Below are 13349 nucleotides of genomic sequence, written 5' to 3'. Positions count from 1 at the left end.
TCATCATCCGACAACGAAGGAGATCGCATGACCGACCTGTTACCCCTGGACCCCGATGAGCTGCTCACCACCACACGTTCGGTGCGCAAGCGGCTCGACCTGGAGCGTCCGGTGCCGCTCGAGATCGTCAAGGAGGCGTTGGAGGTGGCGCTGCAGGCGCCCACGGGAAGCAACAGTCAGGGCTGGCACTGGATCGTGCTGACCGATCCGGTGATCAAACAGAAGGTGGCCGACCTCTATGCGAAGTCGTTCGCCGCGTACTCGGCGAACCAGCCGAGGGCCGACGACACCGCCCGCCGCGTCGCGTCGAGCGCGCAGTACCTGGCCGACACGATGGGTCAGGTGCCGGTGCTGGTGATCGGTGCGATCTACAGCGGAGGCGAACTCGCGTCGGGCAACCAGGCCGGCCTGTGGGGTTCGTTGCTGCCGGGCGCGTGGAGTCTGCAGCTCGCGCTGCGTGCTCGCGGATTGGGATCTGCCTGGACGACTCTGCACCTGACCTATGAACGTGAGGTCGCCGAGCTCCTGGGCATCCCGGACACCGTTCACCAGGGGGTGCTGCTGCCGGTCGCGTACTACACGGGTACGAGCTTCCAGCCGGCCGGCCGCAAACCCCTCGACGACATCCTGCACATCAACGGCTGGTGACGGCACTGGTGTGACCGACCCGGCGGTAGAGTGCGAACTCATCATGACCACGCCGCCCCCCTCGTCGTCCGAGCAGCCTGCGCGCACCCGTCGCGGGCAGGCGAAGGCGGCGCGGCGGGCCGAATTGCTCGAGGCCGCTGCGCGCCTGATGGCGGCGGGTGGCTTTGCCGGGGTGACCCTCGAGGACATCGGCGGAGCGGTGGGGGTCAGTGGCCCGGCGATGTACCGTCATTTCTCGTCGAAGACCGACCTGCTCGACCAGATGCTCGTCGACATCAGCCAGCGTCTGCACGACGGCGGCGCGGAGGTCGTCGCCCGTGGTGGCGATCCGGATCAGACGCTGCTCGAGCTCATCCGGTTCCACATCGATGTGCTCGTCACGAAGCCGGACCTGATCGCCGTTCAAGACCGCGACTTGTCGTCACTGACGCCTGCCGCGAACCACCAGGTGCGGTCGCTGCAGCGGCGGTACGTCGAGCAGTGGGTGGACGTGCTGCTCGCGCTTGATGAGGTAAGCGGTGACCGGTTGCTGTCACGCGAGGAGGCACGCGTCCGGGTGCATGCGACGTTCGGTTTGCTGAACTCGTCGCCGAGACTGCCGGCCTACCCGGAGCCGGGCCTGCGCGCCGTGCTCGGCGCGATGGCGTGGGCAGCGTTGCGGGCGGAGTGATCTCGTGGTCTCGATACGCCGGCTCGCTTCGCTCGCAGGCTACTCGACCAGCGGGTTGGGTTTGTCGGTTACTTGACCAGCGGGTTGGGTTTGTCGGTTGCTCGACCAGCGGTTGGGGCTCGCCGGTTACCCGACCGGCGGTTGGGGCTCGCCGGTTACCCGACCAGCGGTTGGGGTCCGCCGGTTACCCGACCGGCGGTTGGGGCTCGCCGGTTACCCGACCAGCGGTTGGGGTCCGCCGGTCGAGTAGTGGAGGAGCGTAGCGACGGAACGTATCGAGACCAGTCGCGCACGGTCAGATACCCAGCGCAGCGCGTTGCCTGGCGGCCTCCTCGCGGTAGCGCTCGACATTGGCCATCTTGATGCTCTCGTAGCCGCGGACCATGTCCGGCAGATCGGCGAGGGCGACCGCCGACGACAGCTGTTCGGTGCCGATGCGGCCGCTCGACAACCCGGCCACGAGGGCCTCGACCAGCTCGCGGTACTCGACGATCAGTGCGCGCTCGGTTCGGCGGATCTCGTTGCGTCCGAACGGGTCCAGTTTGGTGCCACGCAGACGTTTCATCTGTGCGAGGCGCGCGAGCGGCCGATCCGCCCAAGCTCCGAGTGACATCTTCTCGCGCATCCCGAGATGACGCAGGGTCGGCGGATGCAGCCGCACGGCCACCTTTGCATCGTCCCCGAATTGCTCGGCGATACGCGACGCGAATGCCGCGTCCTGCGTCAGCCTGGCCACCTCGTACTCGTCCTTGTAGGCCATGAGCTTGTAGAGGTTGCGGGCAACCGCGCCGGTCAGTTCGTCGCCGTGGCCTGCCCGGTGCACCCGGTCCACCAACTCGAGATACCCACGCGCATAACGCTCGTCGGCGTAAGCGATCAACTCGTCGTACCGGATCGCGATGGTGTGGGAGAGGTCGTCGTCGACGATGCCGAGCGCGGCGACCGCCGACTCGGCGTCAGCGCTGGGGATGATGTCCGGCGACGACGAACCGTGCAGTTCCGCGAGCGTATCCGTCACGGCGTCCGGGTCGTCGACTATTTGCCTACCGCGACGGAAGGCCTGTGTGTTGGCCTCGACGGCGACACCATTGAGTTCGATGGCCCGCTCGACGGACTCTGCCGAGATCGCAAGCGCCCCTGCCTGATATGCCGCACCGACCATGAGCATGTTGGCGTACTGCTCGTCGCCGAACAGCCCGGTCGAGAGCGCGCCCGGGTCGAGATAGACCGCACGTGCCACCTTGGCGTCGATCGCGGAGTGGACCTGGTGTGCGGCCGGGAAACCGACCGAGGTGTCGATGACCATCGCGCCCGTGGGGATCTCGGTCGTCGAGACCACCGCGACGGTCTTGTCCGGCGCCGCGACCTTCAGGTTTGCAGGGTCGGTACCGACCAGCGGATCGCACACCAGATAGAGGTCGCAGTCGTCGGAGGCGACCTTGGCGGCCTGCTCGACGGCTCCCGGCGACACCTTCACATCACTCACCACCGCACCGCCCTTCTGGGCGAGACCGGTCATGTCGACAGTGCGGGCGGCGTGCCCGTCCAACACTGCTGCGGTGGCCAGGACCTGCGACACGGTCACCACGCCCGTGCCGCCGATTCCGGTGACCCGGAGGGTGAATGTGTCACGGAGTTCCGGGACAGTCGGTGTCGGCAGCGCGGTGTCGGCGATGTCGTCGGCCCGCACACCGGCGCGTCGTGTTCCGGGCGTGACGGTCACGAAGGACGGGCAATCGCCCTTGAGGCAGGAGAAGTCGAGGTTGCACGAACTCTGGTCGATCCGGGTCTTGCGGCCGAACTCGGTCTGGACGGGATGAACGGACAGGCAGTTCGACTTCTCGCCACAGTCGCCGCAGCCCTCGCAGATACGCTCGTTGATCATCACGCGCTGATCGGGGGTCTCGGCGGTGCCGCGCTTGCGCTTGCGGCGATTCTCCGCTGCGCAATGCTGATCGTGGATCAGCACCGTCACGCCCCCGACCGCGGCCAGTTCGGTCTGAACGTCGAGCATCTCGTCTCGGTGCCGGATCTCGACACTCCCGGGGAGTGCGAGGGCTTTGGTGCGTTTGGGATCGTCGGAGGTCACGACGATTCGCGCGACGCCCTCGTCGATCAGCAACGACGTCAGACGGGGCAAGCCCATGGCACCCACGGGATCCTGGCCGCCGGTCATCGCGACCGTGCCGTTGTAGAGCAACTTGTAGGTGATGTTCTCACCCGCCGCGACCGCGGCGCGCAGAGCCAGCGATGCCGAGTGCATGAAGGTTCCGTCGCCGACGTTCTGGACGAAGTGGTCAGCGGTCACGAATGGTGCCATGCCGATCCACTGCGCGCCCTCGCCGCCCATCTGGGTCACGCCGGCGATGTCGCCGACCTGACGGGGATCCATCAGCAGAACCATGGCGTGACAACCGATCCCGGCTCCGACGAGGGTATCGTCGGACACCTTCGTCGAGCTGTTGTGCGGGCAGCCGGAGCAGAAGTAGGGGGTGCGAACGGCGAGTGGCAGTTCGATCCGCCCGCGTCGCTGCGACTTGCGGTCGAGCCAGTCCTGCGCCGCGTCGATGTGATGGTGGTGTGCGAGCCGGTTGGCGAGGCCACGGGAGACGGCGTCGACGTCGAGTTCCCCGAATCGCGAGAAGAGCGTCGAGCCGTCCTCGTTCGTCTTGCCGACGATCCGAGGAGCGTGAGGGTGGCGGAAGAGGATGTCACGCATCATGGTCTCGATGAAGTCGCGCTTCTCCTCGATCACGATGACCTCGTCGAGTTCGCCGGTGGCGGTGTCGAACATGAAGCGGTTCAGGATGTCCCGCTCGATCGGGTACACCATCCCGAGCTTCAGGATCCGGATACCGAGAGCACGCAGGTCGTCGTCGGTGATACCGATCAGACGCAGCGCTTCTCGGAGGTCGAGATAGGTCTTGCCTGCAGCGACGATGCCGATGCGGTCGTCGGAACTCGACACGGTGATCCGGTTGAGCCCGTTGAGGCGCGCGTATTCGAGGGCACGAGGGATGCGTGTGGTGAGCTGATTCTGTTCCAGCTCCATCAGATTCGCGCCGAGCAGACGCCCGCTCGGAACGTGTGGGCTCGCGCCGAGGTCTCCGTAGACCGGCGTGATCCGCGCGGGGTCGACCATGGCGGTGGAGGCGCCGTCGGCGACGTGCGCCGAGATCTTCATCGAGGTCCACAGGCCGCTGGCCCTGCTCATCACGGCGGCGTGTACGCCGAGATCGAGGATGTCCTGGGAATCGGCAGGGTAGAGGATCGGCATGTACAGATCCGCCAGCGCCATCTCCGACGCGCACGGAACCGTCGAACTCTTCGCGCCCGGGTCGTCGCCGACGAGGGCGACCGCGCCTCCGGCCGGGTGGGTGCCGATCAGGTTCGCGTGCCGCAACGCGTCGGTCGCACGGTCCAGGCCGGGGGCCTTGCCGTACCAGTAGCCGACCACGCCGTCGCGGGTGTGTCCCGCGGCGTCGGGGGCGAGATGGCCCACCTGCCCGGCCACCTGTGAACCCATCACCGACGTCGCCGCGATCTCCTCGTTCAGCCCGGGGCGGTGGACGATGTCGTAGGGCTCGAGGTAGTTGCGTCGGCGGGAAATCTCCAGGTCGTAGCCGGCCAGTGGCGAACCCTCGTAGCCGGAGATGAAGGAGGCCGTGCGCAGATTCTGCAACCGATCGATGCGCGCGCGGTCGCGGACCATTCGGACCAGCGCTTGGATACCGGTGAGGTAGATGGTGCCCGACTCGCGCGTGTAGCGGTCGTCGAGGGAGAACGTCGCGCCCCCCGGAATCGGGGTGTTGCGGGAACCGGCTTCGGTGTGCGCGCCTGCTCGGCGCGCGCGGTCGTCTGCGAGGGTCATGGGGTTACCTGGCCTTCTTCATATGTCGGTCCGCGAAGCCGGTGGGTGGTGGCGTCGCGGGCGTCGGTTATCCGGCCCATGGGTGGTGGGCCTGACACCACAGTACGAAATTTCGTGAGCCGCGTCACGTCGGCTGCGAGAATGTGATGAGTGCCGGAAAGGGCACGTGACAAGTCGCACCGGGCTGACGTACGATGCGGTTCAGTTAATCATCACTAACTGAAAGGTCGATGGTGACCAGCACGTTCAGCACGGAAGCCGCCAGCGGGTCCGGGGAAGAGCCGGTCGCGTCCCGGGTCGCCCACCTCCGCAACATCGGCCGACTCGGGGAGCTTCTCGCCGCTGCGCGGCGGGGAGGTGGCGAGAAGGCGCGCGACCGCCACATCTCTCGGGGCAAACTCCTGCCCCGCGATCGGGTGGACGGACTCCTCGACGTCGGTTCGCCGTTCCTCGAGGTCGCTCCCCTCGCGGCGACGGGTATGTACGACGACCGCGTGCCGTCTGCCGGTGTGGTCGCGGGTGTGGGCCGCGTCGCCGGACGCGAATGCATGATCGTCGCCAACGACGCGACCGTCTCCGGTGGCACCTACTACCCGATGACCGTGAAGAAGCATCTGCGCGCACAAGAGATCGCCGCGGCCAACCGGTTGCCCTGCATCTACCTCGTCGACTCGGGCGGTGCGATGCTCCTCCAGCAGGACGAGGTGTTCCCGGACCGTGACCATTTCGGCCGGATCTTCTACAACCAGGCGACGATGAGCGCTGCGGGCATCCCGCAGATCGCTGCGGTCCTCGGTTCGTCGACGGCCGGCGGCGCCTATGTGCCTGCGATGAGCGACGAGACGGTGATCGTTCGCAATCAGGGCACGATCTTCTTGGCCGGGCCGCCACTGGTGAAGGCGGCCACCGGCGAGGACGTGACCGCCGAGGAACTCGGCGGCGGCGCGATGCACTCATCGATTTCCGGGGTCACCGACCATCTCGTCGACAACGACGAGCAGGCCCTCGCGAAGGTGCGCGACATCGTCGCCACCCTGGGCCCGCGTGAGACGGCGCAGTGGGAGACGATCGCCCCGCGCGAACCGAAACGGCCGCAGACCGACATCTACGACGTGGTCCCGACCGATTCGCGGACCCCCTACGACGTCCGCGAGGTCATCGAGATCCTCAGTGATGCCGGGGAATACACCGAGTTCAAGGCGAACTACGGGACCACGCTGGTCACCGCGTTCGCCCACGTGCACGGTCACCCGGTCGGCTTCGTCGCCAACAACGGCGTGTTGTTCAGCGAATCCGCCCTCAAGGGAGCGCATTTCATCGAGCTCTGTGATCAGCGGCGGATACCGCTGATCTTCCTGCAGAACATCACCGGCTTCATGGTCGGACGCGCATACGAGGAAGGCGGCATCGCCAAGAACGGGGCGAAAATGGTCAACGCCGTCGCGTGCGCGCGCGTGCCCAAGCTGACCGTCATGGTCGGCGGCTCGTTCGGCGCAGGCAACTATTCGATGTGCGGCCGTGCGTATTCGCCGCGCTTCCTGTGGATGTGGCCCAACGCTCGCATCTCGGTGATGGGCGGACCACAGGCGGCCGACACGCTGGCCACGGTCCGTCGCAACCAGGTCGAACGATCCAGGGGTGACTGGGCCGCCGACGACGAGGAGGCGTTCAAGGCGCCGATCCGCGAGCAGTTCGAGCGGCAGGCCGACGCGTACTACTCGACTGCCCGGCTGTGGGACGACGGGATCATCGATCCTGCGCAGACCCGGACCACCCTCGGATTGGCGCTGGAAGCCTGCCGATATGCCCCACTCGACGACCCGCGCTACGGCGTCTTTCGGATGTGATCACGTGACCGACAACAACACTCCAGCAATCCGGCCGATCCGCAGCGTGCTGGTCGCCAATCGTGGCGAGATCGCCTGCCGCGTGATCGGCACCCTGCGCCGGATGGGTATCCGCAGTGTCGCCGTCTATTCGGATGCCGACGCCGACGCACGTCACGTCCGGGAGGCCGACGTCGCGGTTCGGATCGGGCCTGCCCCCGCGACCGAGAGTTACCTGAACATCGACGCGGTGGTGCGCGCGGCGCAGGATTCCGGCGCCGACGCCGTACACCCCGGTTACGGGTTCCTCTCGGAGAACCAGAAGTTCGCCGCGGCGCTGGCAGGCGCGGGCCTGGTCTTCGTCGGTCCGCCGGCGGACGCCATCGCGACGATGGGCGACAAGATCACCGCTCGCGCCGCGGTCACCGAGCGCGATGTCCCGGTGGTTCCGGGCTTGTCGCGGCCGGGTCTGTCCGACGACGACCTGATCGCCGCCGCTCCCGACGTCGGCTTCCCGGTGCTGATCAAGCCGAGCGCCGGTGGTGGCGGCAAGGGCATGCACCGTGTCGAGAACGCCGCGGACCTGCCCGCTGCGCTCGAACGTGCGCGCCGAGAGGCCGGCTCCGCCTTCGGTGACGACACCCTGTTCCTCGAGCACTTCGTGGACACGCCACGGCATATCGAGGTCCAGGTACTCGCCGACGAGCACGGCAACGTGATCCATCTCGGAGAACGTGAGTGCTCGCTGCAGCGCCGCCACCAGAAGGTGATCGAGGAGGCGCCGTCGGCCCTGCTCGACGAACAGACACGTGCCCGGATCGGCGCCGCGGCCTGCGACGCCGCACGCAGCGTCGGCTACACCGGCGCGGGCACTGTCGAGTTCATCGTCTCCGCCCATCGGCCAGACGCGTTCTTCTTCATGGAGATGAACACGCGGTTGCAGGTCGAGCATCCGGTCACCGAGCTCGTCACCGGCGTCGACCTGGTGGAACAGCAGATCCGGGTGGCCAGGGGTGAGGAGCTCACGCTCACCCAGGACGACATCGTGATGAGCGGGCACGCGATCGAGGCGCGAGTGTACGCAGAGGATCCGGCACACGGATTCCTGCCGACCGGCGGCACCATCGCAGGCCTCGTCCACCCGGACTCGTATCCGGGCAACGGGATTCGCGTGGACTCGGCGATGACCGACGGGCTGGTGGTCGGCAGCGACTACGATCCGATGCTGGCGAAGATCATCGCGCACGGCAGAGATCGGGAGGAGGCGCTCGAGCGGCTCGACCAAGCGCTCGCCCACACCCACGTACTCGGCGTGGTGACCAACATCGACTTCTGTCGCCATGTGCTCGCCCAGCAATCGGTCCGCGACGCGGAGCTCGACACCGAACTGCTCGACCGACTCGTCCGTGACTACTCCTCGCCGGAGCCCGTCCCGGAAGCTCTCGTCCTGGCCGGGGTCGCGCGAATCGGACCCCGCGACCGTGCGGACATCTGGCAGTCCGCCGTCGGCTGGCGGATCGGCGAACCCGCACCCGTCGTGACCCGTTTCGTGAGTGGCACTGAGCATTTCACCGTCGCCATCGAGGTGGAGTCGGCGTCAGCGGATTCGATCGTCGGTCAGGCGACCGTGACCCGCGACGACGATGACCGGCAGCCGTGGCGTGCGGCCATCGAATATCGGCGGATCGCGAACGGCGACAACGAGAGCCGGCGGCTGATCGTCGACGGGGTCAGTCAGTCGTGGTCGAATGCCGAGGTGGACGGGACGTGGTGGGTGGCGGGTCCACACGGCACCTGGCTGCTCGACCTCGCCCGAACGCTGCTCGACGAAGCTGCCGACGAGCATGCCGGCGAGATCCTCAGCCCGATGCCGGGAACGGTGGTCGCGGTCCGGGCCGAGGCGGGGGAGACCGTCGCGGCGGGCAACCCGATCGTCGTCGTCGAAGCGATGAAGATGGAACATACGCTCACCGCTCCGATCGACGGAGTGGTGGCGATCTCGGCGAAGGTCGGTGACAAGGTCGCGGCCGGCCAGACACTCGCACATGTGGAATCCGCCGTGGGCGATTCGATCGACAAGGAGAACTGATGGAACTCACTCAGGAGTACACCGACCTCATCCACAGCGTCCGCGACTTCGCCCGGTCCGTCGTGGCACCCGTCTCGGCGAAACACGATGAGGAGCACAGCTTTCCCTACGAGGTCGTCGCGCAGATGGGGCAGATGGGCCTGTTCGGGCTGCCGTTCGACGAGGAGTACGGCGGCATGGGCGGCGACTACTTCGCGCTCGCACTGGCCCTCGAGGAACTCGGGAAGGTCGATCAGTCCGTCGCCATCACACTCGAGGCGGGGGTGGGGCTCGGCGCGATGCCGATCTACCGGTTCGGTACGCAGGCGCAGAAGCAACAGTGGCTGCCCGACCTCACCTCTGGCCGCGCCCTCGCGGGATTCGGTCTCACCGAGCCGGGGGCCGGCTCCGACGCAGGCGCCACCGCGACCACCGCGAAGGACGACGGCGACTCGTGGATCATCAACGGCGGCAAGCAGTTCATCACCAATTCCGGAACCGACATCACGTCGTTGGTCACGGTGACCACCGTCACCGGGACGAAAGAGAACGGGCGCAAGGAGATCTCGACGATCATCGTCCCGTCCGACACCCCGGGCTTCACCGCCGAACCGGCGTACAACAAGGTCGGCTGGAATGCCTCGGACACGCATCCGCTGACCTTCATCGATGCGCGGGTCCCCACCGAGAACCTGCTGGGCGAACGTGGTCGCGGGTACGCGAACTTCCTCTCGATCCTCGATGAGGGCCGGATCGCCATCGCCGCACTGTCCACCGGCGTTGCGCAGGGCTGCGTGGACGAGAGCGTGAAGTACGCGAAGGAACGTCAGTCCTTCGGGAAACCGATCGGCGAGTACCAGTCGGTGTCGTTCGCGATCGCGCGGATGGAGGCCCGCGCGCACGTTGCCCGTACCACCTACTACGACGCGGCGGCGAAGATGCTGGCCGGTAAGCCGTTCAAGAAGGAGGCGTCGATCGCCAAGATGGTCGCGAGCGAGGCGGCGATGGACAATGCGCGGATGGCCACGCAGATCCACGGCGGCTACGGGTTCATGAACGAATACCCCGTGGCGCGGCATTACCGCGACTCCAAGATCCTGGAGATCGGCGAGGGCACCACCGAGGTACAGCTGATGCTGATCGCACGGGAACTGGGGTTCGCATGAGCCAGGACGGTGTCGACGGACCGGCACGCATCGTGCAACGCGGCCTGTGGTTCGACGAGTTCGCGGAGAGGACCGTGTACGAGCATCGGCCCGGCCGCACGGTGACAGAGGCCGACAACGTCCTGTTCACCACGCTCACGATGAACACCCAGGCCCTCCACCTCGACGCGGCCTGGTCGGCACAGCAGCCCGGGTTCGGTGGTCAGCGGCTGATCAATTCGATGTTCACGCTGTCGACCATCGTGGGCCTGTCGGTGTCGCAGCTGACGCAGGGGACGCTCGTTGCCAATCTCGGTTTCAGCGAGGTCGCCTTCCCGGCGCCGCTGTTCGCGGGTGACACCCTATATGCCGAGACCGAGTGCACTGGTAAGCGGGAATCGAAATCGCGCCCCGGTGAGGGCGTGGTGAACTTGACCCACATCGGACGCAATCAGCACGGCGAGGTCGTTGCGCGTGCCGCACGGGCCACGCTGGTGCGAAAGAAGCCAGTGGAGTAGTGATGAATTTCGACAGCCCGCAGTTGATCAACGCCTGGACACCCCCGGGACCGGCCATGCTCTTCTGCCCGGCGGATCGTCCCGAGCGATATCAGAAGGCGCTCGATCGGGCGGACGTGGTGATCCTCGACCTCGAGGACGCCGTCTCGCCGGAGAACCGCGTGGCTGCGCGAGAGGCGCTCGTCGCCAACCCGCTCGACCCCGGTCGCACGATCGTCCGGATCAACCCGGCTGGGACGGGTGACTACCGGCGCGACCTCGCCGCCATCGGCGACACCAATTATCGGGTCGTCATGCAGGCCAAGGCCGAGGATGTCGACTCCATCATCGACACCGCCCTGCAGACCGTCGCGCTCATCGAGACCCCGCTGGGTGCGACCCGTGCCCACGAGATCGCCGCAGCGGTGAACTGCATCGGACTGATGTGGGGCGCCGAGGATCTCGTCGCCGGCCTCGGCGGAAAGTCGAGCCGATTCGGACCGGATGAGGAGCGGCCGGGCTCGTACCGGGACGTGGCCCGGTGGGTTCGTTCGTCGACGAGGATCGCGGCTGCGGCGCATGGCAAGTTCGCGGTGGACTCGGTCCACCTCGACATCCCCGATGTGGCCGGACTGATCGCCGAGGTGCGCGACGCGGTCGCACTGGGTTACACCGCAACCGCGTGTATCCACCCATCGCAGGTGCCCTACATCCGCGACGGCTATCGGCCGTCGGAGGAGGAGGTCCGATGGGCGCAGCGCGTGGTGGAGGGATCCGCCGAATATCAGGGCGGGGTGTTCAGCATCGACGGGCAGATGATCGACGGTCCGGTGCTGCGGCAGGCGGAGGTGGTGCTGGCGAGAGTCGTCGCCACCCAGGCCGACGCCGAGCCCGAGGACACACCGACCACCGAGCACCAGTGAGAATCCGCCGCTGACGCGGCCCAGAAGAAATCGGAGTCCGATCATGACCGAACCGGCATATTCGCGGGGTGAGGACAGCCCGGATCTGCTGACCGAGACGATCGGCGCGACGCTGGCACGAACGGCGTCGACGTTCGGCGACAACGTCGCGCTCATCGATGCCGCCGCCGGGCGACAATGGACCTACACCGAGTTCCTCCACGACGTGCGTGCCCTGGCCGCGGGATTCGTCAGACTCGGCGTGAATCCCGGTGACCGGGTGGGCCTCTGGTCGCCCAACCGGTTCGAGTGGGTGCTGACCCAATACGCGACAGCCGAGATCGGCGCGGTCCTGGTCAACCTCAACCCTTCCTATCGGCAGAACGAGATCGAGTACGCGCTCGCCCAGTCGGGAGCGGGCGTCGTCATCGCCGCCGAGCGGTTCAAGGACTCCGGTTACGCGACGATGCTCGCGGCCGCCCGACCCAACTGTCCAGAACTCCGCGAGGTGATCCTGTTCGAGTCCGCGGAATGGGCGGCGCTGCTTGCCGAGCCCACTCCGGACGACGCGGCCCGGGTCGCGGAGATCGCCGGATCGCTGGCCCCGGACGACCCCATCAACATCCAGTACACCTCGGGCACCACCGGATTTCCCAAGGGCGCCACGCTGTCTCATCGCAACATCGGTAACAACGGCTACCTCGTGGGCGAGCTGCTCGACTACACCGAGGCCGATCGGATCTGCCTGCCGGTGCCGTTCTACCACTGCTTCGGCATGGTGATGGGCAATCTCGCGGCAACCAGTCACGGCGCCGCCATGGTCATCCCGGCACCCGCCTTCGACCCGGCGGCCACCCTGGCCGCGGTGTCGGAACATCGCTGTACGAGCCTTTACGGCGTGCCGACGATGTTCATCGCGGAGCTCGCTCTCCTCGACGATGCCGGCGTGACAGCGGGTTTCGACCTGTCGAGTCTGCGGACGGGGGTCATGGCAGGCTCGCCGTGCCCCGAACACGTGATGCGTCAGGTCGTCGAGCGGATGCACATGCGCGAGGTGTCCATCTGCTACGGCATGACCGAGACCTCGCCGGTGTCCACCCAGACCCGTGTCGACGATCCGCTCGAACTGCGGGTCGGCACGGTCGGTCGGGTCGGGCCGCACCTCGAGGTCAAGGTCATCGACCCGGGCTCGGGCGACACCTTGCTGCGTGGCGAGACCGGTGAACTCTGCACCAAGGGATACTCGGTGATGAAGGGCTACTGGAACGAACCGGAGAAGACCGCCGAAGCGCTCGACACCGAGGGATGGATGCACACCGGTGACCTCGCAGTGATGGACGAGAGCGGCTACGTGCGGATCACCGGTCGGATCAAGGACATGGTGATCCGCGGCGGCGAGAACATCTACCCCCGGGAGATCGAGGAATTCCTCTACACCCATCCGGACATCCTCGATGCGCAGGTCATCGGGGTCCCCGACGACAGGTACGGCGAGGAACTCATGGCCTGGGTGCGGTTGCGTGACGGCGTGGCCGATTTCACGAAGGATGACCTGCACGCCTTCGCGTCGGGCAAGATCGCTCGGCACAAGATCCCCCGATACGTGCACGTGGTCAAGGAATTCCCGATGACGGTGACGGGCAAGGTGCGTAAGGTGCAGATGCGCGCCGAGGCAGTCGACCTACTCGGACTGTGAGACGAGGCGAGCGAGGACACGTGAGC

General features: G+C 66.9%; 9 protein-coding genes. 8 read left to right on the top strand and 1 reads right to left on the bottom strand.

The annotated features are described in order from the left end of the window. Window positions 1-27: 27 nt before the first annotated feature. Window positions 28-648, top strand: a complete 621-nt coding sequence (locus IDF66_RS17100) for a nitroreductase family protein (protein WP_164306431.1) — start codon at window positions 28-30, stop codon at window positions 646-648. A gap of 43 nt (window positions 649-691) precedes the next feature. Continuing rightward, window positions 692-1318, top strand: coding sequence for a TetR/AcrR family transcriptional regulator (locus IDF66_RS17095; protein WP_190267860.1), 627 nt, complete (start codon window positions 692-694; stop codon window positions 1316-1318). A gap of 295 nt (window positions 1319-1613) precedes the next feature. Here IDF66_RS17095 and IDF66_RS17090 read toward each other — a convergent pair whose 3' ends face one another. Beyond that, window positions 1614-5189 (bottom strand): indolepyruvate ferredoxin oxidoreductase family protein, encoded by a 3576-nt coding sequence (locus IDF66_RS17090; RefSeq protein WP_190267859.1) that lies wholly within the window; start codon window positions 5187-5189, stop codon window positions 1614-1616. Window positions 5190-5419: 230 nt separating this feature from the next. On the opposite strand from IDF66_RS17090, the gene IDF66_RS17085 reads away from it, so the two are divergent. The 6 genes from IDF66_RS17085 to IDF66_RS17060 are packed head-to-tail and all read left to right on the top strand — an operon-like array spanning window position 5420 to window position 13323. Next, entirely contained in the window at window positions 5420-7036 is a 1617-nt protein-coding gene (locus tag IDF66_RS17085; RefSeq protein WP_190267858.1) for a carboxyl transferase domain-containing protein, read from the top strand. Further along, complete coding sequence (locus IDF66_RS17080) at window positions 6993-9104, top strand: acetyl/propionyl/methylcrotonyl-CoA carboxylase subunit alpha (RefSeq protein WP_190267857.1); 2112 nt, start codon at window positions 6993-6995, stop codon at window positions 9102-9104. Before IDF66_RS17085 ends, IDF66_RS17080 begins: the two co-directional genes overlap by 44 nt. Beyond that, the gene (locus tag IDF66_RS17075) at window positions 9104-10249 is read left to right on the top strand and encodes an acyl-CoA dehydrogenase family protein (RefSeq protein ID WP_190267856.1); all 1146 of its coding nucleotides are present in this window, start codon (window positions 9104-9106) and stop codon (window positions 10247-10249) included. The genes IDF66_RS17080 and IDF66_RS17075 overlap by 1 nt, the downstream gene beginning before the upstream one ends. Beyond that, on the top strand, window positions 10246-10746 hold the full coding sequence (locus IDF66_RS17070) for a MaoC family dehydratase (RefSeq protein ID WP_190267855.1): 501 nt from the start codon (window positions 10246-10248) through the stop codon (window positions 10744-10746). Before IDF66_RS17075 ends, IDF66_RS17070 begins: the two co-directional genes overlap by 4 nt. A 2-nt stretch (window positions 10747-10748) precedes the next feature. Continuing rightward, window positions 10749-11648, top strand: a complete 900-nt coding sequence (locus IDF66_RS17065; RefSeq protein WP_190267854.1) for an HpcH/HpaI aldolase/citrate lyase family protein — start codon at window positions 10749-10751, stop codon at window positions 11646-11648. Between the two features lie 43 nt (window positions 11649-11691). Continuing rightward, entirely contained in the window at window positions 11692-13323 is a 1632-nt protein-coding gene (locus tag IDF66_RS17060; protein WP_190267853.1) for an AMP-binding protein, read from the top strand. Window positions 13324-13349: the final 26 nt, after the last annotated feature.

Source organism: Gordonia hankookensis, assembly GCF_014673215.1.
GTDB classification, from domain to species: Bacteria; Actinomycetota; Actinomycetes; order Mycobacteriales; family Mycobacteriaceae; genus Gordonia; species Gordonia hankookensis.
This window is presented reverse-complemented; position numbering and strand designations above follow the sequence as displayed.